This window comes from Streptococcus gallolyticus subsp. gallolyticus DSM 16831, from assembly GCF_002000985.1.
Taxonomy (GTDB): domain Bacteria; phylum Bacillota; class Bacilli; order Lactobacillales; family Streptococcaceae; genus Streptococcus; species Streptococcus gallolyticus.
The window spans coordinates 2254414-2277537 of the sequence record NZ_CP018822.1; the positions used below are offsets into that span (position 1 = coordinate 2254414).

The window sequence follows — 23124 nt, forward strand, 5'->3', positions numbered from 1 at the left end:
CGTGTCCTCCTAAAAATGTATTAAATAAGAAGAAATTTCTTATGCGGGTCATTATAAACTGTTCCAGTTCTTATAGTCAAACGCCATAGTTTTGATAAATAATATTTATAATAAGTTTTAAAAGATTATGGTAAAATAAAGCAAGGAGGTCTGAATGAATTTACGAGATTTAGAATATTTTTACCAATTAGCAAAGCTAAAATCTTATACCGCTGCTGCACAATATTTTCAAGTTAGTCAACCGACAATTACTTATGCTATTAAACGACTTGAAAAAGAATTGGGCTGTGATTTGGTCATCAAAGACCCGTCACATCGCTCAGCAGCACTTACTTTGCAAGGTGATATTTTTCAAAGCCATGTTGAAGATGTTCTACTTCAAATAAAGACAGCGGTCAACGAGGTGCATCAGTCACTCAATCCTATAATGGCTGTTGGATTGCCACCGATTATCTGCAATTATTTGCTGACGGAACTCCTTCACAAAAATGAAAGTATCGCCCCATTTTCACAAGTTAAAGCTGTGCGTGGTGGCTCTAATAGTTTAATGATGAAATTGCTAGATGGACAATTGGATTTCAGTCTGTTGGGTTCGCTAGCGCCGCTCAAAAACGACCAGTTGATTATTCATCCGCTGTTTAAAAAAGATTTTTATGTCGTTCTCTCTCCAAAACACCCTTTGGCAAACCAGAAAGAACTGTCTTTTCAGGATATTCTTTACGAAAAATTTATCTTGTTAGATGAGCATAATATCCACCTAACCGCATTTAATCAGCTCAATCATCGTTACCATGACCAAGCTTCAATTTTGTTTAAAATCGATGATGTTTCAGTAATTAAGCAAATGGTTGCGGAAAACATGGGCATTTCATTGCTGTCTGATATTGCGCTAACGTCAGGTTCTGACCAATTGGTCAAAGTGCCTCTGGCTGAGCAAGACCGTATCTCTTTCTACGTCAGCTATGCTCATTCACGACATGCTATCCTCTCAAAAGAAGCCAAAGATTTGGTCCGCCTAATCGAAAAAATTTCTTAGTGGACTTTCCTTAGCAAAATGATAATAGCTTTATAAACACTAACCCCTCCTTATGAATCCTATAAGGAGGGGGTTTTTAGATTAATTGGTTGCGTATTGGGCGTTTAGCCAGTCGAAAATATTGTTATAAGAAACGCCGTTGACTTGGGCTTGGGCGTCACCACCATTGGTTGGGTTTGTCGCAACCATGCCCGTTAAACCTGACCATGTAACGACATTCGTTGTATTTTGGACGCCTGTGGCTTGGTCATGAAAGAGGTAAATCCAAGACCAGTGACCGTTGTATTCTTGGGCTAATTCTGTACCAACGACACTTTCGTAGTAGGTTAACCATTTGTTAGTAGCTCCGCCATTGAGCAAAGCTTTATAATACGGCAAAGTATTGGTATCCACAGGAACGCTGGCGTCTGAACGCGCGGTGATGAACCACATTGGCTGGTCTTTTAAAGCTGTTAATGTGCTCTCATCTAGGCTATAAATTTCCTCACCGCTGTCAGCTATTGTCATTTGGTAAGAAAGCGGTGCAGCAATTGGTACCAAGGCAGCAAAGGTATTTGGATAAGTGAGCCCCATTTGAACGGACATGGCAGCTCCGTTTGAGCCTCCGATTAAATACACACGACTGCTATCAATATCTGGATGAGCAGCGATATACTGATTAATCGTATCCATTAGTTCTGCTTGATTTTGCCCCCACGCTGTCGGTGATTGTGGAACTAAAACATAAGCGCCACGTTGAGAACCTGTTCCTGTCGAGGTGAAATGATTTTGAATAGTGTCCTCGGTTAATAGATTGACTTCATTAGCTAAAAGTGGGAAATTAATATCCGTTCCTGCTTCACCAATGCCATGTAGCCATACAATCAATGGATTCTTTTCACCACCTGCTGCTGACTCAGGTTGGTAGGCAACGTAGGATAAGCTATAACTGCCACGTTCCGTGAAACGATTAGCAGAAGGCGTGATTTTATTATTAATAGCCTCTTGTTCAGCATTCAATTGAGTGCTATTGTAACCATAAAGTGGGGTCACATTAAGCCCTTCGACTTTGACCACATAACTACTCACCCACGTATTGCGATAAGTGCTTAAATCAAAACTAAACGGTGACGCACTTTGTGCTGGGTCATCATTATTATAGCTCACACTCAATTCTAGTGTAATGTATTGGCTGGTGTTTCTACCGCCCCGTGACTGCACCGCATTGCCATTTGCATCAGACAAGTAGGCATTTGTGACTTGACGTGTTATACCTGCTGTTGTCACCGTTGCCGAACTAGCATCAACATTTCGCAAAGACGCATTCGTTTGCAATACGATTTTATCAACACCAGGACCAAACTCGTAGTTATTAATCACAATGCTAGTATTCGTCACAGCGACATTGCTCTGCCGATTAGCATCGACAGCTTCAACTTTCTGGGCTGACAATAACAGTCCAAGTCCGAGAAAAGTTACTAAAATGGATTGTAAAACCTTTCGCATCATTAAAAACCTCCTATTGTGATAGTCGGGAGATATTCTCCAAATATTAAGTGTTAAATGGCTATTTGAGCGTTTTAAATTCAAAATATCACAATGTTTCAGAAGGTAAAATGATTTTAGAAATTAAAAATAACAATCCAGAAAGCGAAATGATAATTTAGTTATAGTTGTTTGCTATTTTTAAACGTTTGTAAGATAACATAATCTGCACGATAACAGAACTGATAAAAACGACTATTGCGATGACTAGAGTGCTTTTGACACCCCTATCTAAAATTAATAGCACAGCAAGTAACAAGTCGGCAATCCTAACATACGTCCCAATTTCTTTTAACATGATTTCCTTTCTTTGCGTTTCAATGTAATTGATTTTTGGTCTATAAAACGCTTACAAGTATATTGTACTCCCAAAAGATACTATTTTCAGAAATTTGCAAATATGAAAATTTAACAACAGAAATATTAAAATTCCTTGCCGATTATGACAAGGAATTCTTTTAAGATTTCGCATTAAACTGCTGAACAGAGCCGTCGTAGCTTGCCCAAGCTTTCGTTAAAAATTGGTCATTTAAGTGATAACTTGGTGTGGCTTGTTTCTGACTTAGAAACGGATTAACAGCTTTGTCCATGGCTAACCAGCCAGTCCACCCCATGTGAATAGTATCTTGCATAAAGAAAGGTTTGTCGCCATCTTTTGAAAAATCAGCAATATTGGTAAAGCCTTGACTTTGCAATTGATACTTTATCTTAGCAACTGTTTTTTGGTACATAGCTTGATTAAGACCAGTATAATTTGCCCATTTACTGTTGACTGGTGGGATAACAAAGAGAACATTGGTATTGTCCTGTGCAAATTGACTGAGCACTAGTTGTAAATCATTGTATTCTGGAGAGTTTAAGTAATTAAATTTTGTTTGAGACTGTTTTAATCGTTTGAGTTGCGCTTTAAGACGTGTGTCAAAAAAAGTGTTGTCGATATCAAAGGTATTATTACTACTTCGTTTTTTTCCGTCAGCAATAGCTATGCCACCGAGTTTGCTGTAAGAAAAACAAGCTGGCAATTTCTTAGCTTGCGGTTTAATCTTGCTGTCGTAATTGTCAAACATAGGGATTTGGCTAAAAAGAGCATCTTCTTTCTGGAAAATCATCTGTTGCGTGTTGAGATTTTCATTGTCAGAGGCAGTCAATGATTTTCCTGCCGCAACATTTTCCATCATATCCTTAAAAGAAGAGTCAGGGTACATTTTCAAAAAGCGTTTAGCAGCGTAGCGGTCATAAACACTGCCTTTTTGATGTTTTAGGAAATCAATCGCTTGTCCGCTGCTAAAATATTCTTGAAAAGCGCTAGCGCTCGCTCCCTTAGATGTAAACCATTGTGGTGATATTACATAAACAGCTTGTTTATTTTTGAGTTCTTTATTAATCTGCTGAATACCAAAATAATGCGTTAGCGAAGCCGAGCCACGTTGTCCGAGTAAATAAGGCGTATAGTTGCGATGATATTTTTCTGCCAAGACAGACGGATGCATTTTATCAAAGCGCAACCATTCGCTAGAACCAAAAAAGGGAACAAAGCGGTGCTTAGCATCTGTTAAGGCACGTACCTTTTTATATTTACTCTTAAAACTCGTTTTGCTTAATGACACCGCATCTTTTTTCTCAGCTTTTAAATCATGCTTTTGATTAGCTGTTGGAACACAGATAAAAACCAAAAGAACAATCAGTACAGCACAGACAACTGGTCCTAAAATCTGCCAGAGGCGCTTAAGCATGGCAAAGTTCCTCTATTCCTGCAATGATTTTATTGGCTGTGTTCCAGTCATTACGCCCAAATTCTGAAATCGGAATATCAATGTCAAAATGACTTTCCAATTCCACAATGAGTTCCACCGTTCCCATGCTATCTAGCACACCCGCATCAAATAAATCTTCATCCATCATGTCAGAAACATCTTCCATGAAAAGGTCATCAATAATCGCTAATACATCTGTTTTAATATCCATGTGATAAACTCCTTTTAAATCTGAAACGGTTTATTTCCCAGCTGTTTTTGGAAACCACAACTGGTCTAAGAAACCTGAAAATAGTAAAAATGACAACATCACAACGTTAAATGTGATAAAAATACCAAGTGCCTGCGTCCATTTGTTATCTGGCAAAGGTGGCAAATCTTGCGCCTTACGCTCTCGATTAATCTTTTTCTTCTTTCGCACCCAAGCATCGTTAATCACAAGCCCAATACCATGAAAAAGACCGTAAGTGATATAATACCAAGTCAATCCATGCCAGAAGCCCATGATTAGCATATTGACAATGTAGGCAACACTTGAGGTGACATTTCGATTTTTAAAAACTTTGTGTTTAACTAAAACCTTGACCAAACGCATAAAAACAAAATCACGGAACCAAAATGACAAACTCATGTGCCAACGATTCCAGAATTCCTTTAAATCACGTGATTTAAAAGGTTGATTGAAGTTGACAGGGCTCTTAATGCCCATAAGATTAGAAATAGCAAGGGCAAACATGCTATAACCTGCAAAGTCAAAGAACAAATCAAACCCATAAGCATACATGACGCCAAGCGTTGCAATGTTAAACACACCACCCATTTGCAGGGCACACTCTTTTAGCTGTGGCAATAGCAAGCTACCAAAAACATAAGCCAAAATGAATTTGTAAAGAAAACCAAGCATCAAGTAATGCACGCTTTCTTCTAACATATTCAGAAGCTCAGCTTTTTCAGGAATATTCTCGTAATCTTCATTAAACCGTTTGAAACGGTCAATCGGACCACTTGAAAATGTCGGCATAAAAAGCAAGAAACGCAAGAATTCCCACATGGTAAATTCACTCAGCACGCCGTCTCGCATTTCCATAATCATACCAACCGCACGAAAAGTCAGGTAAGAAATTCCTAAAAAACCAAAAAGTGATTGGTGATTGTCAATGGTCATCAAGGGTGTCAGCTTGGTCCAAGCTAATGGCAAAATAGACAAAAACACCCAAAGATAGAAAATCCATTTATGATTATGACGTTTTCGGTAAATCTTGTAAGAAAAGACGAGAATTACTTGCCAAACGACATAAGCTAACAACGACACAAGCTGATTAGCCGTTTTTCCTGTTAACATCAACATAATGAAAGCTAGGCTAACCAAGGCTTCATACAGCGGAAAGCGTTTTTTGAAAAATAATCCGATGAAAATGGGAAGCACAGCCACAATCAAATACAGAAAATACTGCGGATTGCCATAAGCTTCCAAATGCGGTAATTGCTGAAGAAACTCACTCATCGGCGATTTACCTCGTTCATCAAGCCTTTAATATCGATTTTCCCATTCGGTGTGAGTGGTAAACTGTCACGATAGAGGAATTTAGACGGCATCATGTAATCCATCATGATGTCTTTGAGTTCTTCTTTGATTACCTTAGTAATGTCCAGTTGACGCTCAAATTGCTCTGCAACACCGTCTTTTAAAACAACGTAAGCCAGCAGATTTTGTACTTTGTGGTCTTTGTTGTAACGCGGGACAGCCACAGCCGACTTGATATAAGTTGATTTATTCAGGTTTTGTGAGACTTCCTCAAGCTCGATGCGGTAACCGTTGAATTTTATTTGAAAATCCATGCGCCCACCGTAAAGAAGCATACCGTGGTCAGTCATGATACCTAAGTCACCCGTGTGATAGGCTGGCAAACCATTGAATTCGAAGAAAGCAGCTTGCGTGCGTTCTGGATTATTGAGGTAACCTTTAGAAACAGCTGGACCTGACACGATGATTTCACCTTGTTCTCCATTTGGCAAAGGATTGCCATTTTCATCGATGACAAAAGTGGGAGAATCGGCTTTGGTGTAACCAATTGGCAGACGCTTGCAAGTCGCTAACATCTCATCTGTGATAGCTACCGCAGAAAGAGCCACGGTCGCTTCCGTTGGACCATAAGCATTCACAATGCGAGCTTTTGGGAAACGACTGCGCAATTTTTGAGCGGTTTTCACCGTTAATTCTTCGCCGTCAAAATAAAAATGCGTCAAGTTAGGTAAGGTTTCATGATTAAAATCATTTGATAACATTGCCATATCGACAAAAGAAGGTGTTGATGTCCAAACACCAATTGGCAATTGATTAATCGTCGTAAAAAGACGTTGAAAGTCTGTTGTCAACTCTTTTGGAAGCGCAAAAAGCGTGCCACCCAAGGCTAAAGTCGGCGCCCAGTACATGACCGACAAATCAAATGAATACGGTGGCTGCGCCAGCATTTGTGGGCGTTGCGGAACGGAAAAAGTCTCTGCTTCAATCATCCAATTGGTAAAACTAAGCAAATTATCATGCGAAATTTGCACGCCCTTTGGCTGACCCGTTGTGCCAGACGTGAAAATAATATAATAATTATCATCACCTTTGACAGAATGTGTGAGGTGATAATCTGATTGTTGAGCAAAAATAGTCTTGAGCTCTGCGGATTTAATGATAGGAATGTGTGTGATTTCCAAAGGAAAGTCACCAACGGCAATAATCAAACTTGGCTCTGCTATTGCCAAAATAGCTTCAATTCTCTCAAGGGCGGAGTGTTGGTCAACTGGAATATAAGCATGACCTGACTTTGTCAGCCCAACAAAACTGGCTAACATTTCATATTCTTGACCGCCAAAAACCAAAACTGGCGACTTTTCCTCGATTTTCAAAAAATCAATGTAGGTTGCCAAGGCATCTGAATCAGCCTTTAAATCACCATAAGTGTGAACATCTCCTAGAATATTATAGACAGGAAAATCAGCTTGCACCTGTGCAAAATGCTCAATTCTTTCAATCATATCGTGTAACATGAAAACTTACCTTTCTAAAATTCGTTGTAGATGAAGTTACCCTGACCACGCCCAAGATAACTGAAAAAATAGATTAATGCTAAAAAAATCAACACATAAAGTAATGTCTTTAGGACAAATTGACTTATTTCTTTCATGACTTGCTCCTCATACTAAATCAGTATAATCAAATTCACTGGAGAAATCTTGGGCAAATTGTTGCAAAACTAGGGCAAATTTGTGGCAATTCCTCTAAAGTTCAGTTTAACCAAATTTTCACCGCAAGCTCTTACAGAATTGTAAGAAAGAATTTTCAGCACTATGGATGATTTTTCGCAAAAACAAAAAAGCCTCGGACACACGTCTAAGACTTAATCTATGTTTTTTACTCTACCTCTACAATAAATGTTACGGATGCGCTGTGAATTTTAAGCGTTTATAAGACATCATAAACTGCACAGCAGCAGAAATAATAAAAATAGCTATCGCAAGCACTAAAATGCTTTTAACACCTCTATCCAGTACCAACAAAATAGCAAGTAACAAATCAACTATCCTAATATATGTCCCAATTTCTTTAAACATCGCAACCTCCCAATTATGATGATTAATCGTTTGATTTAAAACGCTTACAAACATTATTATATCACTTTTTCTCATAATTACTAGCCATTTTCAAATATGAAAATAAAAAACTAGGGAAGAATTAATTTTAATAAATCTCTCCAAACCTTCAACCTTTTCTCAACTTTAGCAACAGTTCAAGTAAAGTCATTTCTTTATTGAGTTTTGCTAGCTTGTTTATAAAATAAGAAATTTAGTTTATTTTAAAGGTGACACATAATCGTCTGGTAATTTACCCTGCCAATCAATCCATTGTTGTTCAGCAATTGGTATTAATCTTTCCAGTTCTTCGCGAGTAAATAGTTTTCTACTTTCTGGATTTGCAATCAAAGCAGCAGGTCCCTCTTCAATAAATTGTCCCTCACTAGCAATTTTTTTCTCCTCAGTTGGTGGCCAAGCATCGTTTTGAGCTTTATAGCGAAGTTCTTTTCCTGAGCATTTACCAGCTAGATAAACTTCAAAATCTTTGGCATTTATTTCAAAAATTCGACGAACAGAAGCAATGCCTAGTTCAAAGAAAGTATAGAAGTGTCCGTTATTCTCTCGAATGTAAAGTTCATCTGGTGTCTCTACTTCAGTAAAAGTTTCATATTCTTCCCATGTTATATTTGTAATTCCCATATTAATTTTCTCCTAACTGTCTGAATGTATAATCACCCCAAGGAATTTCATCTACAACCGCTTCTGGCATATCACCTGGATATGTTCAAGCTCCTGGACGCCACCAGCTATTTGCTCCAGCTTCATTTCCGCTTGGTATAGATATTCCCTTTTGGGCCACAGTTTCTGATGAAGCTTCTAAACGATAGAGCGGTTGATTTCCAAGATAGCCATCATCAAAGCCTAAAAAGACAATTACAGAAAGAGATACAAAAGTAACTTAAAATCAATCTGGTAAAGTAACTTTCAAGCTCATATCAGTTGGTTGTAAAATCTTTTGAACTTGCCCTAAAAAAGCAAGACCATTGTCTGATGGAACATACTGAAAGGTGATATGGATGACCTTTTCTTTAAAATTATCGCCATGTTTTTCAACGTATTGTTTAGTTTCAAGATAGTAAATGTAATTATTGATTGTTTCTTGAAGTTTGAGAAGGTGGTCGTGTTCAGTATCTGAATTCCAGAGATTATCATCAATTAATAATAGTTCTAAACTACCATCAACAACGCCCACAGTATCAATTGTGGTTGTATCAAAATATATATGATTTTCTCTAGGTCTGAACGTAATTTGAGCATCCATCCCACGGGGATCAACTTCAGCAATAATTTGAAATTCTTTAAAATTATAAATTACACCCCACTGTTTTTCTTCTGTTGGCTTTCCAAAATTATCAAGAAGCCATTTTTTATCTTCCTCATGCACTTCGTAGAAGTTAGGATTTCCTAGTCTACCATCTAGAGTTATGCTAGTTAATTTATCATTCTTAAACCACATCCAAACTGTAAATAATCTATTTTTATATAAAATAGGTTGATTTGGCTCTAAGAGAATCATATTATCTGACTCAAAGTGTGTAATTTTGAAAAGGCTTCTTTTGTTTATAGGTATTTCTTCGTATGACATTCCTAAATTTACAATGATACCTTCAATCACTAAATCCATAGCTGTTTCCTTTCAGTTTTATTTTGACAATCCTTCTATCATTTTCTTGTAATCCTCTGCACTAATTTCAAAATTAGTTATTGGTAGAGATGTTCCTCGACTAAGCTTTCCAGCAGCTATCTGCTCTTGGAAATCTTTAATGAAATATTGAGAAGCTCCTCCATCTCCAAAGTGCGGATTAGCTAAGGTCTGTTCTCCAAATGCAGCATATAAATCATCTGATGTTACTGTATATTCTGTTACTAGTGGACGATATTCTGCAATATAAGGATTTCCTCTTTTATCATAATAAGGTTTAATTTGCAAACTTTCAGATAACTTTCTTGAGTCATAGCCGGATTGCTCGACTGTTTCTAAAGTTGTCGCATAGCCAGATTGCATTTTATTTGCGACCTCAAAATCTGACTCTAGGATATAAATTTTATCTCCCTTATTAAAACGAATATCTACATATTCATCAATTCCAGGATATAATCCATTCCCCTGCCAGGATTGGGCTTTTAACGTTGGGGATAGCTCTCGATTATTGAATGTTACGATTTCCTGTCCTAAAGTATTAAATTTTCCAGTATTTTGAACCTTGCCTGTAATATCTATCGTCTTTTGAGGCAATACATCAATCAATGTTCTTTGTTTGATTTCAGTACCACTTGTAAAAGCACTTTTAACTTTATCAATAATCTCAACTCTCTTTTCAACTTCGCTGGTTTCTGCGAGTTTAGTGAGGGCGCTGGCTTCATCAACGTACTTGAGTTTACTAACTGAAGCGGGACCAACTAGTGTAGCCACATCAAAGACATAGCCACCTAAAGCATAGTCGTCACCTGTTTTAACAGCAGTAACAAAGTCCGTTCCAATCTTCCCAAGCTCCTTACCAACAGCACCCCAAGCCTCGGCGTCCAGAGCCAGCAAACTATCAGTAAACTCACTAGCTGCAAGCAGATTATTGGTGGCGCCTGTTACGTCGTCTTTAATCCATTGGGGCGTTGTTTGGTTAAATAAAGTATTACCACCCCATTCGATCCCTTCGACAGCCAAGTGACTCAATTCGCCAATTCCAATAGCTAATTGGTCTACCGTTTCCGAGGCTTTAGAGATAAAGCCAAGGACGGACAAAGCTAGGGATTTATCAACTGCCCCACCAAAGTAATCCCAATGGGTCTGCTCTAAGGTTTGTCGTGCTCCCTCAAAGAATTGAGCATCTTTGGCGGCTTGACTTTGTAACCAAGCCTCAACAGGGTGTTGTTTGGCCCAAGCTGCCTGGGCTTCTTTGGCAGCTTCCTCTTTAGTCAGCTTTTCTTGCTCTTTTAGCTGTTTATTGACAGACTTAATCCCTTTAGCAAAGCTAGCGTCATTGACAAAACTTAGGTACTGACTATCACTATAACTTAGGCTTGTTGTCTGACTGACTTGGTTGACCTTGCTGTCAATGGCGGTCAACAGGCTTTCAGAACTAAGCTCACTTCCAGCACTATTAAAGCTCGTCACCTTATCAATGGTATTGCTTAGGTATTGGCTAGCGGCATCACTATCCGTGTCGTAGTTACTTTGTGGGCTAGGGAGCGAAATCAAATCACTAACACTGGCATAGATGTCGGCAATGGTTTCTTCTTGCTCCCCATGTTGATTTTTAAAGTTGCTTAGCTGGTCTTTGAGCTGATTAAGGTAATCCTCATCTAAAACCGCAGTTGTGGAGGTTTCACCAACACTTGCTTGAAATGCTGCGATTAACTGGTACATATCGCTAGCAAGGAGCTTGGTCGTATCCGCTAACCCAACGAGAATCGCCGCATCAACGTTGTTCAGTTGGTGGTAAATCGCTTGTCCTGTTTGACCAGTCAAAGCTTCAGAGGTGATAATCTTGTTAACACTCTTTTTGGCTGTTTCAAGCTGTTCTTCTAAGCGCTCCGCTTCTTGGCTTAACTTAGTAGCTGCTTTGGTCAACTCAGCTAACGAAACATGAAAGCCCATTAATGACCTCCTTTGTTTTGCTCAAGAAAAAGAGTAGCCGCTTTTTGACTCATAAATGCTGTTGATAGTCGTTTTTCCTGAATCTGAGATTGTTTTAAGTGCTTGCTGAAAGAAGTTTCATAGCTATCTTGATAGCCACGAGCAATGATATTTTTTATCATCATGTTAGAGATAGTCATTGGTCTAACTGGCGGAAAAGAGCCAAGTGGCCACAATTGTGCTTGATAATCAACAACATAGTGTCCAATATTATCTGCGACGGGAAGTTTACGACCAGTAATGATAACTTTAGCACCAGGAGTATGTGAGAACATTTCTTTTAACTGTTCTGGAAAACGTCTTGTATCTAGTTCGACGACACTACCCAAGGGCAAAACTTCACTATACACTAGGTCTATTAATCCAAGCAAAATCCGAAAATAATCTAATGTTAATCGGACTTCAAATTGATTTTCACGTGAAATTGTGACACTTTGTTTTATATAATCAAATTTTAGTTCTATTGGAGCTCCCAAAAAAGCTTGATAGGTATAACTTTCCCTATGCTGGCATAAAGCTAAATAACATTCTTTAAGAATTTCTAGACGTCCGCCGACATAAGTCCCAAATTGTATCAAATCATCCGTTACGACATCAGCAAGAACGTCATTTTCCGATAATAGTTCACAAAAAAGAGTATTCAAATCTTCATTCATCATTTAAACCTAACCGTATTCTTCTTAATCTGATCAGCAGCTTTATTGTCCTCTTTGACAATCTTATCCGCTACTTTGTTCATTTTTTCAGCATTTTCAGCTGAATATTTTTTGAAATTTGCTAAGGTAGTATTGAGTTTATGTTCTAATTCCTCAATATGTTGAAAACGTGATAATGTTGTTTTTTCAATAGAAATGATTTTTATCTTTTGAATACTGTCAATGCTACTGGCAGCAGAAGAAACAACTTTTTTCCATTTTTTTTCATTAAGACTGATTTTTGACATAAACCACCTCAATAAATAGCCGCTAAACAATTACTAGCCGCTTGATTGAGGCTCGTAATTTGAGAACCTAGTAAATCTAATGACATCTGACGATTGGTTATTTCTTGCCCCAAAGTAGCTAAATTACTACTGTGGGTTTGAATGTCAGAAGTTGTATCGGAAATAATAGTTGTAATATTATTATCGAATCCCGTTTTAATAGTCCCTTTAAAATTGCTGGTGTCAAGATTATCTTGAAATGTCGATTTTAGGTTGGTCTTAACATCTTTATAGGAACTAATTGTTGTTTTTAGTGATGATCTAGCAGATTTTAATCGATCCAATTCTTCTTGTCGACTATTAAATGTTGATTGAAGTTGATTAGCTTGATTTTGATATTGAGTTGCTAATCTACGGTTTTTAGCATTACTCTCTTGGCGCTTTTTTTCTTGCGCAGATGATTTACTCATAAATCTCCTCCCCATCCCGTAATTTAACACCAATTATACCATAATTTCTCTTTTTCTTTTAATTTTTAGACAACTCTATCAAGAAAAATGCACAAAAAATCTCTCTAGGATGACTCCCTAGAGAGATAGTCTTATTTAGTTATCTTTATGAAGAGCTTTTTTGACACCTTCAACAGCACCTTCCGCGCTTTCTTTGACATCACTGGCTAATTCTTTTCCTTTGGCGATAGTCTTTTCGGCAAGACCTTCTGTTTCTAGTTTCTTATCACCTGTTACTTTTCCAAAACCTTCTTTAAGATTTCCTTTGATTTGGTCCAATTTTGCATCATATTTCTTTTCAGACATGTTTATTTCCTCCTGCCCTTAAATTACCTATAGTTTAGCACCTTACAGCTTATAAGTAAAAGAATTCGCTTACAAATTTAACCTAACAAAAAAGCGTCTAAAAGACACTTTTTGTTTTATTTTACTTTCATAATGCGAACTAGGTTGGCGCGCTCTGTTTCTTCGAGTTTTAGTTCGATATAGTGAATGGTTTCTTCTAATTGTGGAATGGTTGAGTATTCCAAACCATTGACGCGACGGCGTGTTTTTTCAATTTCGTCAGCCATTAGTTGACAAGATTTTTCGATTTCAGCCAGACGAAGCAATTTCTCTGTCAAGCCCTCAATGGCAACCAAGGTGTCGTCCATTTCACTATTAGAAGCTAGATAACTGTACACAACGTCACCGTTATCATCACCATACGGATTTTCAATATGGCTGTGCATTTTGGGAACAGTAACGCTCATAACATTTTCTGTTTCAATAAACAGTTGAACCTCTTTTGTCGGAACTGAAAACATTTCTTCTACCATAAGTGTGTTTTCAAGAGATTTCGCCATGACAAAATCTTGCATATGACCGACCAGAGCCGCTTCTACTTCTTTGCGCAATTCATTATTTTCACGAATGAGGTCAACAAAACGTCGCATTAATTCATCTCGTTTATCTTTGAGTAATTTGTGCCCACGAGTTGCGGTTTTTAAACGTTCCTTGAGGTTACTCAATTCCATTCGAGTGGGTTTTACATTTAAACGTGCCATAGAACCTACCTCCTTTACTAAATGTTTTAATGATTACTTGTCATCTGTTTTAGTTTGCGGAAGGTATTGGTCAAGCATATCGTCTTTGATACGTTTGAGTTCGGTACGTGGGAGGATTGATAACAATTCCCAGCCTAAATCAAGCGTTTCTTCGATGCTACGGTTTGTTTGGAAACCTTGATTAATGTATTCTTCTTCAAAACGTTTAGTGAATTCCACATAAAGTTTGTCGGTGTCAGACAAGGCTGATTCACCCAACACAACAGCCAATTCTGCCGCTTGTTTTCCTTGGGCGTAAGCAGCGAAAAGTTGGTTCATTGTTGCCGCATGGTCACCACGTGTTTTACCTTCACCTGACCCTTTATCTTTCAAACGAGATAGTGATGGCAATACATTAATCGGTGGACGATAACCAGAATTATACAATTCATGTGATAAAATGATTTGTCCTTCGGTGATGTAACCTGTCAAGTCAGGAATTGGGTGCGTAATGTCATCTTCAGGCATGGTCAAAATAGGAATCTGTGTTACAGAACCTTTTTTACCAACCAAACGCCCCGCACGTTCATAAAGTGTTGACAAGTTTGTGTAAAGGTAACCAGGGTAACCACGGCGCCCAGGGACTTCACGACGTGCAGCCGACACTTCACGAAGCGCTTCACAGTAGTTGGTCATATCCGTCATGATAACCAACACGTGCATATCTTTTTCGTAAGCCAAATATTCAGCCGTTGTCAAAGCAATACGTGGTGTGGCAATACGTTCGATAGCAGGGTCATTTGCCAAATTGATAAAGAGAACAGAACGGTCAATCGCTCCCGTTTGACGTAAGTCATTCATGAAAAATTCTGCTTCTTCAAAGGTAATCCCCATGGCTGCAAAAACAACCGCAAAATTTTCATCAGAATTTAATACCGTTGCTTGACGCGCAATTTGCGCTGCTAATTCATTGTGAGGAAGACCTGAACCTGAAAATACAGGTAATTTTTGCCCACGAACCAAGGTATTCAAATGGTCAATCGCTGAAATCCCTGTTTGAATAAATTCATCAGGATAATCACGCGCCACGGGATTGATTGCTTGACCGTCAATATCCAAATATTTTTCCGGAATCAAATCTGGTCCACCGTCAATTGGTTTTCCCATACCATTGAAAATACGTCCAACCATATCTTCTGATACTGGCAATTCCAAAGGATGTCCTGTAAAACGCACCTTCGCCTTTTCAAGATTGATACCACTAGACCCTTCAAAAAGTTGAACCATGGCTTTATCTTCTTGAACTTCAAGCACTTGCCCTTGACGAACTTCACCATTATGAAGCTTGATTTCAACCAGTTCATTGTAGTGAACACCAGAAACTTGGTCAACAATCATCAGAGGTCCAACAACTTCTCTGACTGTTCGATATTCTTTAAGAACACTCATCTTAGATACCTCCTTTTGCTAACACTTGATGAATCGCTTCTTGTGCTTGTTCAGATAGCGCTTTGATTTGGTCAATATTTTCCTCGGCAATGTATTTACTACGCGCCATGCGGTCACGTACTTCAACAGTTCCGTCCATGATTTCAGTGAAATAAGCTCCTAGTTCAAGGGCTTTTTTAGCTTCATCCGCAAAATTCAAAATATTGTTAAGCATCGCTTCTTGTTTGGCAAATGAAGTGAAGGTATCAACTGAATCGAAGGCATTTTGTTGCAAATAATCCTCACGGATTTGTTTAGCAATTTCCATGGTCAAACGGTCTGTTTCAGAAAGTGAATCAATACCAACCAAGCGTACAATTTCTTCCAAACTAGACTCACGTTGCAAAATATTCATAGCTTGTGTCACCTTAGCAGCCCAATTTGTTTTTTGGACTTTATCAACGTACTTCCCAACTTCATCTTTATAAAGTGAATAGGATGTCAACCAGTTAATTGCTGGGAAATGACGACGTTGGGCAAGCGGAGCATCCAAGCCCCAGAACACTTTAACAATACGTAGCGTATTTTGCGTAACAGGTTCTGAAATGTCTCCTCCTGGAGGTGATACAGCACCAATGGCGGTAATTGTACCTTCGCGGCCTTCTTGACCAAGTACACGAGCACGACCAGCACGTTCATAATATTCAGCAATACGAGAACCTAGGTAAGCTGGGTAACCTTCGTCACCTGGCATTTCTTCCAAACGCCCTGACATTTCACGAAGCGCTTCTGCCCAACGAGATGTTGAATCTGCCATAATGGCGACAGAATACCCCATATCTCGGAAGTATTCAGCAATCGTAATCCCTGTGTAAATAGAAGCTTCACGCGCAGCCACGGGCATATTTGATGTATTGGCAATCAAGACTGTACGTTGCATGATAGATTGACCAGTATTTGGGTCAATCAATTCTGGAAATTCATTCAAAACATCGGTCATTTCATTACCACGTTCACCACAACCAACGTAGATAACAATATCCACATTCGCAAATTTGGCGATTTGGTGTTGAACAACCGTTTTACCAGCTCCGAAAGGTCCTGGTACGGCAGCAGCACCGCCTTTTGTCACAGGAAAGAAAGTGTCAATAACGCGTTGACCTGTTACCAAAGGTTCCTCTGGAATCAAGCGTTGAGCAACAGGACGTCCTTTACGAACAGGCCATTTTTGCAACAGTGTTCCTTTAAAAATAGAACCGTCAGCTTGTTCAATTTCATAAACCGTTTCTTCAACGGTAAATTCACCTGCTGTGATAGAAATCAGTTTTCCTGAGACATTGTTTGGCACCATGATACGGTGTTCGACGACTGATGTTTCTTGAACAGTTCCCAAAATATCACCAGTGCTAACCTCTGCACCAATTTCCAAACTTGGCACAAAGTCCCATTTTGCTTCACGGTCAAGACTTGGGAGCTCGACACCACGAATCAAGAAATCACTATTCGTTGCTGTTTTAAAACGGTCCAAAGGACGTTGAATCCCGTCAAACATTTGAGAAATCAACCCTGGTCCCAATTCAACAGACAATGGATTTCCTGTCGTCACAACAGGTTCACCAGGACCAATTCCTGATGTTTCTTCATAAACTTGGATAGAAGCTTGGTCACGGCGCATTTCAATGATTTCGCCAATCAAGCCCAAGTCTCCAACACGACAAATGTCTTGAATATTTGCCTCTTGCATTCCAGAAGCCACAACTAGCGGCCCTGAAACTTTTATAATTTTTCCTTGGCTCAAGATTTTTCCTCCTGATTAAGATAAGCATTTCTTTTTGTTGTTCCCAACTGCTAATACTCTTCGAAAAGTAAAACAAAACCACACCTGAGAAAACAACAGATTTATGTCAAATGATTAATAAATTATCCACAGATAGTTTCACAATCACAACGGACTCCCCAGCAGCCTAGATCGACACCCCACAGAGGCTGAGACAAAAGTACTCAGCTTCTGTGTTTATATAATTATTATTTACAAGGCGCAGTGGTTGAGATAACGAAATCGAATTTCTTCGAAATTACCGATTCGCTTTTTAATCTTTATTTGTCCCACTCCCAATTAAACTGGTACAACGGATTTTTTGGGGGTCGATAATAAGCCCCTAAAATCCTAGTAAGCGAACTAGGCAACTGCCACAGCAGTTGGCACCCACTTACTGTCAGCCAATAGTCAGATAAACAAATTGTTACGACGCGAGAAGGAAAGTTCGTTTTTTAACTTTCCGACGAGCTAGTAAGGGGCTTAGGTTGGCGATATAACGCCAAGCGTGACAGCACTAAACATCTTTGATGTTAGTGGTGTCTAGCCCATTACAAAATATTCTGTCCGACTGCTTTTTCCACGTTATCTTGAACACGTTGTAAGCCTAGCCCTGCTGAGCCTTTGTGCGTTGGGATAAGGATAACAGCTGGTGTCACTTGCGTGTCATAATAAGCAATAGTATCTGGAATTTCAGCTGCGATGTCTTCTGTTAGATAAACAATACCATAGTCATTCATTGCCAATTGACGCAGGGTATTGATAGCTTCCTGCGCATGATTGACTGGAAAAGTATTAAAACCAATCATACGAAATGGCAGGATAGCATCACGATTTCCAACAACGCCAATTTTGTATTTTTTATTGTCCATAGATTGGTCGCATCCTTTCTCTGACAACCTCTAGCGGCATTTCATTACATAAGGCAGATAATAATAAGCGAAGATTTTTAACTTCAAATTCTCGTCCTAACAAGTATCTTGCCAAGACCAATGGACCTTGCACCTCATAGCGCGCTTGGTCAAGCAATTGAAATTGCATCACGTCGTAAAGGTACTCTAATTCGACAACTGAAATCGTTCCTTGACGCATTTTTTCTTCGTAATCCACCAGCGAAGTATCTAAAATACCTGGATTAACCTGATTAAACCATGAAATCAAGTCATTATTTTCAACCAAATCAATAAATTCATCAGCCGTAAAACTACCATTATCAGACAACAATTGAAGCATAAAACTACGCGGTTTCTTTTGACGTAAAGCCCGCTGAACCGTGGTAACATTATAAAAATCAATCATCAACGTTGCTGCCTGACTAAAAGCTGGTATTTCAGACTGCTCTGCTATTTTTTGCAAATGGTTAAAGTAAGCCAAATCAGCTCCGATTTCCAGAACGCGAATATCCTTGTAATCTTCATATTCTGCCCAAATATCTCGAATCTCTGCCACCATAAAATCAGGGAAAAAATCGGATTTTAAAGCAGAAATCATATGTTGCAAAGCTTCTAAAGAATGTTCACCAATCGGAATAAGCAAATCTGACAAATCTTTTCCAGTTGCCTTAGCTTTCAGAAGAACCTTGACATTATGATAAACATAACGCAGTGAAAACATATTGACAATCGTTTTTTCAGGCGCTTCTGCAAATGCCCATTTGTATTCTTGCGATAATTCTCGCATCAAACTCGCATCAATGGCCGTTAAATCGTCCAATTCTTCCACCGATAGGTGATAAGGCGTTGTCTGCAACAAAAGCGCGATGTCATCCTTGTTCCCCGCTTGAAGCATTTTTTGAAATGTATCCACGGTGATAAAACTATTTTCTTTAACAGCAATCGTTGTGTTAATTTGAGAAAAGAGATTTGAATCCATATAGAATACCTCCTCTAATTCTCTTTGAAAATATCGGCAGCGATTCGAGAACTTTCTTCCTTGTAAATTGATTCAATCAAGTCAGCATACAAATACGTATCATCTACTTGTCCGATTGAAATGACTAAGCCAGCTTGACCAGCAATAACATCATTTTCAAAAGTTGCCTTTGGAAACTCACTCTGCAATTGCGTGATGTCAGTAGCGCTAAGCTTCTCAGCAGTCACCTGACCGAAAGTAACCACTACTGCCTGACCAGAATATTTAGCCAAAATCTTGCGGATAAAAGCTAACTCATCTGTAACTGTCCATGCAAACATACTGTCTTTTGCCGCCGCAAACAGCTCTTTTAAGACTTTTTGCTTAGACACCAAAGTTGGTTGACGTTCTTGGTTACGAATTTGCTGCGCTTCAATTTGAAATTGTTGATTAATATCTTTGAGTTGACTTTGACGTTCTGCTTCTTTTTCACGCAATAAACGTGCTTTGTTTGCCTCAAATTCTGTTGTCAATTTATCTTCAGCAGCAGCCAAACGTAATTTGCCTTCTTGATGAGCCTGTTCAATAATTGATTGTTTTAGTGCATTTGTGTCACTCACTTGAACACCTCTTTCTAAGATAATATCCTAACGGTTATATTAGGAAAATAGTCATTAAAATTGCTTCTCATTATCCTACACGAAGTGTCAAAAGGAAAGAAACAACGAAAGCAAGGATGGCATAAGTTTCTACCATGGCAGCAAGGATAGCCCCTTTCATGAATTCTTCAGGACGTTTTGCCAAGATTTGCATACCAGCAACAGCCACATTTCCTTGATGTTTAGCTGAGAAATAACCCACAATCGCAACAGGAAGGGCAACAAAGAAATATGCCACACCTTTTTCCACAGAAAGGTCTGGAGATAATTGCAACCAAATCAAAATTCCGATAACGAATCCGTAAAGTCCTTGTGTACCTGGTAATAGTTGAAGAATCAAGGCTGACGCAAATTTTTCAGGTTGTTCTTTCAACAAAGCTGCCGCTGCTTGACCAGCTTTACCAACACCATAAGCAGAGCCCATACCACTAAGAGCAACGGCTAAAGCAACACCAAGAGCTCCAAAAAATGCACCACCATGTGCTGAGAAGTAAGTAGCTAATTGTTCCATTTTAGTTTTCCTCCGATTGAGATTTTATAGTAACTTTAACGTATTTTTCAGATGATTTTAAAGGTTGGAAAGGTTTTCCTCCACCTTCATAGAATTTTCCAAAAAATTCAACAAACATCAGACGTGCCCCATGCACATAACCTGATAACAATGATAAGAAAATATTAATAGCGTGTAGAAGTATAAAGATGACAATACCAATAGTAAAACGTGCTACTGGTGGGAAAATTTCAACAATCAAATTGAAAGCAGAGCCAATGCTTGCCCCTGACAAACCAAGCGCCATCAAACGCGTAAAGCTGACCAAGTCTCCCACATAACCACTAATATTGTAGAGATTGTAAAGACCGCTTCCTAAGCCGACCAAACTCTTTGCTTGAATAATCGAGACAATCACAATACCAATCGCATTTGCAATGGCAAGTACCGCACCAATTGTTGTCAATACTGATAGATGAGGAAGCATTGCCCCTAACACAATCAGTAAAATACCAATCAATATCAAACACCAAGCAAAGCCAGAATTGTAACTTTCCACATAATCTTTTAGCCGCAGTTTTTGCAAACCACCCAAAAGTAGCCCAACAACCACTGTCACAAAACCAAATGCAACTGATAAAAGCAAAATAGTCATCACATCAGTCGTCGTTGACAAAAGAACGATTGGCATTGTGTAGCCAAAGAAAGAACCATAAACAATTCCCCACAAGGATACCGCAACCGCTAAAATATTAAAGAATTTCAAGAAACGCCTTGTTCCTTTAGGTAAATTGAACAGTTTCAACGCCAAAAACGTCGCTAAGAATAAGAACAAACCATAACCCAAATCCGCTACCATCATTCCAAAGAAAGTAAAATAAAATGGCATCAAAATTGGTGTCGGGTCTTTCTCATAATATTTTGGCAAAGCGTACATTTCTGTCACTAATTCAAAAGGTTCTACCAATGGGTGATTTTTAAGCTTGATAGGAACATTTTCCCAATCATCTTCAACCACATCCAACTCTTGAATAAAAACACCATCGCCAAATTGTGCCTGAATATCTGACTTCAGACGGTCAATTTGCTCTGCTTCTGCCCAGCCTTCCAAAGCCACCAAATGCTTGGTACTAGCCAATTTTTTCTTAGCTTCCTGACGTGCATAAAGCCCTAAGACATAATCTGTCTGAACTTTCAACTCTTGAAGCTCTCGTTGCGAAACCTTCAGTTCACCCTCGACTTCCAGCTTTTCAGACGTCCAAGTAGCCACTTCATCTTGCATTTGAGAAATAGCTTGCGCTGGCAGTATGTTTTTGTCATAATCAAAAGGCTTAAAGCCATAGTCATCAAGTGATGACATCACTTTGCCACTTTGAAAAACAATCACACCATACTCTAATTCTGAACTAAAGACATCTTGAACTTCCAAGGCTGAATTAGCTTTAAGATTATGATATAAAGCATCATCATCTGTTTTAGGAATCGTTCCAACAACCGCATGAACAAAATCAAAATGGCTCAATTCTTTTGGAGTAACCTCAAGCGAGCGCCAGTTCATTAAACGATTGATTTCGGCTTGATGTTCTGCGATTCGTCGCTCCAAATTACGATTCTGCTTGATTTTATCATTCACTCGATTGATTAAAACATCAGCAGAATTATCACGACCAAACGCTTCTAATTCAGCAAAAGACATGGAAAAATCAGCTTTTCGTAACGATTGTATCGTTCCCTCTTTTGGAATAAAATGTTGCAATTTTCCAACAGTTGTTTCCAAAGATTGCTGTCTTTTTGCCAAATGCGAGAGCACTTCTTCTCCAGTCAACTCCTTATCAGACTCTTGCAAATGAATCTGTGGGAGATTGACTTGAGCAGTTTCAAAAGCCTCTTGCCAATCCGTCATCTGTGTGATATCACGTATCTGAACCACTTGTGATTGCTGAAGAATAAGCAACAGAGCGTCAAGCGTTTCTTTTGAGAAGATGAGAGAAATCTTCTTCATTTGACTAATTGCCATACTTTTCTACCACCCTGTCCACGATTTGCTGAACCAGACCGTCTTTTCTCGTCATCAAAACCGACCTGACATTGCTGTCATTTTTTGCAATGGTTGTCGTCAAGTTTTCTTTCAACTGAGTAGTTTTCTCCGCAAGTTCTTTTGAAAGCCCCTCAACTTCAATTTGAGTTTTCTGGTCACAATCCGTTTCGATACGTTCCAATTCTTGTGTAAATTGCGAACGTAATCCTTGAACCTTTGCATCATAAGCCGCCAAAACTTGCTTTGCTTCGGCTTCAATACCCTGCATTGTTTCTAAAATGGAATTTGCCACCGTGACACCTCCTCTCAATAATTACCTTTATTGTACCAAAATTAACACAAGAATATTAGCAAATGTTAAGTTTTTTTAGTCTTATTCCATATTCGCATAGCTCTATTCCTAACAAAAAACCTATCACGTTACTAATCATGATAGGTTTTAATTGTCAAATATCAATTGCAAAAATTTTCAATTGCTAACAAAACAGAACTCAAATAAAACTCCGTTTTTAATAGCTGAAAACGATAGTCTTTTGTGCTGTATGCGCTTACAGAATATATTGCTTATTATATCATATTTTTTCATGAATACCCAAAAAGTAAGACTGGATTTCAAGAAAATAAAAAAAACCGTCAGACTCGAGCACTGACGGTGACTTTTTGTATTCTATCAATTAAGCAGATAAAACTTTACGTCCTTTACGACGGCGAGCAGCAAGCACGCGACGTCCGTTTTTAGTTGACATACGGTGACGGAATCCGTGTTTACGTTGACGACGGATTTTACTTGGTTGATAAGTACGTTTCACGATGA

At 38.7% G+C, this 23124-nt stretch carries 25 protein-coding genes; 1 reads left to right on the forward strand and 24 read right to left on the reverse strand.

The features are described 5' to 3' along the window. The first annotated feature begins 154 nt into the window (after positions 1 to 154). Positions 155 to 1036 carry a LysR family transcriptional regulator gene (locus tag BTR42_RS11215; RefSeq protein ID WP_077497763.1) on the forward strand — a complete coding sequence of 294 codons (882 nt, stop codon included), beginning with the start codon at positions 155 to 157 and terminating at the stop codon, positions 1034 to 1036. Between the two features lie 81 nt (positions 1037 to 1117). Here BTR42_RS11215 and BTR42_RS11220 read toward each other — a convergent pair whose 3' ends face one another. The 24 genes from BTR42_RS11220 to rpmH all read right to left on the reverse strand — a co-directional run bounded on the left by BTR42_RS11220 (position 1118) and on the right by rpmH (position 23119). Next, positions 1118 to 2524, reverse strand: a complete 1407-nt coding sequence (locus BTR42_RS11220; RefSeq protein ID WP_077497765.1) for a PHB depolymerase family esterase — start codon at positions 2522 to 2524, stop codon at positions 1118 to 1120. A gap of 494 nt (positions 2525 to 3018) precedes the next feature. After that, positions 3019 to 4293, reverse strand: coding sequence for a D-alanyl-lipoteichoic acid biosynthesis protein DltD (dltD, locus tag BTR42_RS11230; RefSeq protein ID WP_009855039.1), 1275 nt, complete (start codon positions 4291 to 4293; stop codon positions 3019 to 3021). Further along, entirely contained in the window at positions 4286 to 4525 is a 240-nt protein-coding gene (dltC, locus tag BTR42_RS11235; RefSeq protein WP_012962543.1) for a D-alanine--poly(phosphoribitol) ligase subunit DltC, read from the reverse strand. Before dltC ends, dltD begins: the two co-directional genes overlap by 8 nt. A gap of 30 nt (positions 4526 to 4555) precedes the next feature. Continuing rightward, positions 4556 to 5818, reverse strand: coding sequence for a D-alanyl-lipoteichoic acid biosynthesis protein DltB (dltB, locus tag BTR42_RS11240; RefSeq protein WP_061458119.1), 1263 nt, complete (start codon positions 5816 to 5818; stop codon positions 4556 to 4558). Continuing rightward, positions 5815 to 7353 (reverse strand): D-alanine--poly(phosphoribitol) ligase subunit DltA, encoded by a 1539-nt coding sequence (gene dltA, locus BTR42_RS11245; protein ID WP_077497767.1) that lies wholly within the window; start codon positions 7351 to 7353, stop codon positions 5815 to 5817. Before dltA ends, dltB begins: the two co-directional genes overlap by 4 nt. A 14-nt stretch (positions 7354 to 7367) precedes the next feature. Further along, entirely contained in the window at positions 7368 to 7490 is a 123-nt protein-coding gene (locus tag BTR42_RS11250) for a teichoic acid D-Ala incorporation-associated protein DltX (protein ID WP_039692668.1), read from the reverse strand. 250 nt (positions 7491 to 7740) lie between these two features. Then, positions 7741 to 7917 carry a hypothetical protein gene (locus BTR42_RS11255; RefSeq protein ID WP_223246328.1) on the reverse strand — a complete coding sequence of 59 codons (177 nt, stop codon included), beginning with the start codon at positions 7915 to 7917 and terminating at the stop codon, positions 7741 to 7743. Between the two features lie 237 nt (positions 7918 to 8154). Then, on the reverse strand, positions 8155 to 8577 hold the full coding sequence (locus BTR42_RS11260) for a hypothetical protein (protein WP_077497771.1): 423 nt from the start codon (positions 8575 to 8577) through the stop codon (positions 8155 to 8157). A 265-nt stretch (positions 8578 to 8842) separates the two neighbouring features. Continuing rightward, complete coding sequence (locus tag BTR42_RS12925) at positions 8843 to 9562, reverse strand: DUF6572 domain-containing protein (protein WP_231873056.1); 720 nt, start codon at positions 9560 to 9562, stop codon at positions 8843 to 8845. An 18-nt stretch (positions 9563 to 9580) separates the two neighbouring features. Next, positions 9581 to 11533 carry a T7SS effector LXG polymorphic toxin gene (locus BTR42_RS11270; protein WP_077497773.1) on the reverse strand — a complete coding sequence of 651 codons (1953 nt, stop codon included), beginning with the start codon at positions 11531 to 11533 and terminating at the stop codon, positions 9581 to 9583. Then, positions 11533 to 12231 carry a DUF4176 domain-containing protein gene (locus tag BTR42_RS11275; RefSeq protein ID WP_077497775.1) on the reverse strand — a complete coding sequence of 233 codons (699 nt, stop codon included), beginning with the start codon at positions 12229 to 12231 and terminating at the stop codon, positions 11533 to 11535. Before BTR42_RS11275 ends, BTR42_RS11270 begins: the two co-directional genes overlap by 1 nt. Continuing rightward, positions 12228 to 12515, reverse strand: coding sequence for a hypothetical protein (locus BTR42_RS11280; protein ID WP_077497777.1), 288 nt, complete (start codon positions 12513 to 12515; stop codon positions 12228 to 12230). The genes BTR42_RS11275 and BTR42_RS11280 overlap by 4 nt, the downstream gene beginning before the upstream one ends. Before the next feature lie 8 nt (positions 12516 to 12523). Continuing rightward, positions 12524 to 12964, reverse strand: coding sequence for a hypothetical protein (locus BTR42_RS11285; protein ID WP_077497779.1), 441 nt, complete (start codon positions 12962 to 12964; stop codon positions 12524 to 12526). A 135-nt stretch (positions 12965 to 13099) separates the two neighbouring features. Further along, positions 13100 to 13309, reverse strand: coding sequence for a CsbD family protein (locus BTR42_RS11290; RefSeq protein ID WP_012962548.1), 210 nt, complete (start codon positions 13307 to 13309; stop codon positions 13100 to 13102). A 116-nt stretch (positions 13310 to 13425) separates the two neighbouring features. Then, the gene (locus BTR42_RS11295; protein WP_009855045.1) at positions 13426 to 14049 is read right to left on the reverse strand and encodes a V-type ATP synthase subunit D; all 624 of its coding nucleotides are present in this window, start codon (positions 14047 to 14049) and stop codon (positions 13426 to 13428) included. Positions 14050 to 14082: 33 nt separating this feature from the next. Beyond that, positions 14083 to 15477, reverse strand: a complete 1395-nt coding sequence (locus tag BTR42_RS11300; RefSeq protein ID WP_009855046.1) for a V-type ATP synthase subunit B — start codon at positions 15475 to 15477, stop codon at positions 14083 to 14085. Between the two features lies 1 nt (position 15478). After that, positions 15479 to 17254 carry a V-type ATP synthase subunit A gene (locus tag BTR42_RS11305; protein ID WP_077497781.1) on the reverse strand — a complete coding sequence of 592 codons (1776 nt, stop codon included), beginning with the start codon at positions 17252 to 17254 and terminating at the stop codon, positions 15479 to 15481. A gap of 569 nt (positions 17255 to 17823) precedes the next feature. Then, a complete protein-coding gene (locus BTR42_RS11310) occupies positions 17824 to 18144 on the reverse strand; it encodes a V-type ATP synthase subunit F (protein WP_009855048.1) in 321 nt (106 codons plus the stop codon). Next, entirely contained in the window at positions 18134 to 19144 is a 1011-nt protein-coding gene (locus BTR42_RS11315) for a V-type ATPase subunit (protein WP_077497783.1), read from the reverse strand. Before BTR42_RS11315 ends, BTR42_RS11310 begins: the two co-directional genes overlap by 11 nt. 14 nt (positions 19145 to 19158) lie before the next feature. Continuing rightward, complete coding sequence (locus tag BTR42_RS11320) at positions 19159 to 19743, reverse strand: hypothetical protein (protein ID WP_077497785.1); 585 nt, start codon at positions 19741 to 19743, stop codon at positions 19159 to 19161. A gap of 70 nt (positions 19744 to 19813) precedes the next feature. Then, complete coding sequence (locus BTR42_RS11325; protein ID WP_009855051.1) at positions 19814 to 20293, reverse strand: V-type ATP synthase subunit K; 480 nt, start codon at positions 20291 to 20293, stop codon at positions 19814 to 19816. A gap of 1 nt (position 20294) precedes the next feature. Next, a complete protein-coding gene (locus BTR42_RS11330) occupies positions 20295 to 22289 on the reverse strand; it encodes a V-type ATP synthase subunit I (RefSeq protein WP_077497787.1) in 1995 nt (664 codons plus the stop codon). Continuing rightward, positions 22279 to 22602, reverse strand: a complete 324-nt coding sequence (locus BTR42_RS11335) for a hypothetical protein (protein ID WP_009855053.1) — start codon at positions 22600 to 22602, stop codon at positions 22279 to 22281. Before BTR42_RS11335 ends, BTR42_RS11330 begins: the two co-directional genes overlap by 11 nt. 382 nt (positions 22603 to 22984) lie before the next feature. Continuing rightward, positions 22985 to 23119 (reverse strand): 50S ribosomal protein L34, encoded by a 135-nt coding sequence (rpmH, locus tag BTR42_RS11340; protein ID WP_002885866.1) that lies wholly within the window; start codon positions 23117 to 23119, stop codon positions 22985 to 22987. Between the last annotated feature and the right edge of the window lie 5 nt (positions 23120 to 23124).

Excerpts from the sequence above, each read along its gene's own strand:
- BTR42_RS11215 (WP_077497763.1), top strand. The coding sequence starts at position 155 with ATGAATTTACGAGATTTAGAATATTTTTACCAATTAGCAAAGCTAAAA.
- BTR42_RS11220 (WP_077497765.1), bottom strand. The coding sequence starts at position 2,524 with ATGATGCGAAAGGTTTTACAATCCATTTTAGTAACTTTTCTCGGACTT.
- dltD (WP_009855039.1), bottom strand. The coding sequence starts at position 4,293 with ATGCTTAAGCGCCTCTGGCAGATTTTAGGACCAGTTGTCTGTGCTGTA.
- dltC (WP_012962543.1), bottom strand. The coding sequence starts at position 4,525 with ATGGATATTAAAACAGATGTATTAGCGATTATTGATGACCTTTTCATG.
- dltB (WP_061458119.1), bottom strand. The coding sequence starts at position 5,818 with ATGAGTGAGTTTCTTCAGCAATTACCGCATTTGGAAGCTTATGGCAAT.
- dltA (WP_077497767.1), bottom strand. The coding sequence starts at position 7,353 with ATGTTACACGATATGATTGAAAGAATTGAGCATTTTGCACAGGTGCAA.
- BTR42_RS11250 (WP_039692668.1), bottom strand. The coding sequence starts at position 7,490 with ATGAAAGAAATAAGTCAATTTGTCCTAAAGACATTACTTTATGTGTTG.
- BTR42_RS11255 (WP_223246328.1), bottom strand. The coding sequence starts at position 7,917 with ATGTTTAAAGAAATTGGGACATATATTAGGATAGTTGATTTGTTACTT.
- BTR42_RS11260 (WP_077497771.1), bottom strand. The coding sequence starts at position 8,577 with ATGGGAATTACAAATATAACATGGGAAGAATATGAAACTTTTACTGAA.
- BTR42_RS12925 (WP_231873056.1), bottom strand. The coding sequence starts at position 9,562 with ATGGATTTAGTGATTGAAGGTATCATTGTAAATTTAGGAATGTCATAC.
- BTR42_RS11270 (WP_077497773.1), bottom strand. The coding sequence starts at position 11,533 with ATGGGCTTTCATGTTTCGTTAGCTGAGTTGACCAAAGCAGCTACTAAG.
- BTR42_RS11275 (WP_077497775.1), bottom strand. The coding sequence starts at position 12,231 with ATGATGAATGAAGATTTGAATACTCTTTTTTGTGAACTATTATCGGAA.
- BTR42_RS11280 (WP_077497777.1), bottom strand. The coding sequence starts at position 12,515 with ATGTCAAAAATCAGTCTTAATGAAAAAAAATGGAAAAAAGTTGTTTCT.
- BTR42_RS11285 (WP_077497779.1), bottom strand. The coding sequence starts at position 12,964 with ATGAGTAAATCATCTGCGCAAGAAAAAAAGCGCCAAGAGAGTAATGCT.
- BTR42_RS11290 (WP_012962548.1), bottom strand. The coding sequence starts at position 13,309 with ATGTCTGAAAAGAAATATGATGCAAAATTGGACCAAATCAAAGGAAAT.
- BTR42_RS11295 (WP_009855045.1), bottom strand. The coding sequence starts at position 14,049 with ATGGCACGTTTAAATGTAAAACCCACTCGAATGGAATTGAGTAACCTC.
- BTR42_RS11300 (WP_009855046.1), bottom strand. The coding sequence starts at position 15,477 with ATGAGTGTTCTTAAAGAATATCGAACAGTCAGAGAAGTTGTTGGACCT.
- BTR42_RS11310 (WP_009855048.1), bottom strand. The coding sequence starts at position 18,144 with ATGGACAATAAAAAATACAAAATTGGCGTTGTTGGAAATCGTGATGCT.
- BTR42_RS11315 (WP_077497783.1), bottom strand. The coding sequence starts at position 19,144 with ATGGATTCAAATCTCTTTTCTCAAATTAACACAACGATTGCTGTTAAA.
- BTR42_RS11325 (WP_009855051.1), bottom strand. The coding sequence starts at position 20,293 with ATGGAACAATTAGCTACTTACTTCTCAGCACATGGTGGTGCATTTTTT.
- BTR42_RS11330 (WP_077497787.1), bottom strand. The coding sequence starts at position 22,289 with ATGGCAATTAGTCAAATGAAGAAGATTTCTCTCATCTTCTCAAAAGAA.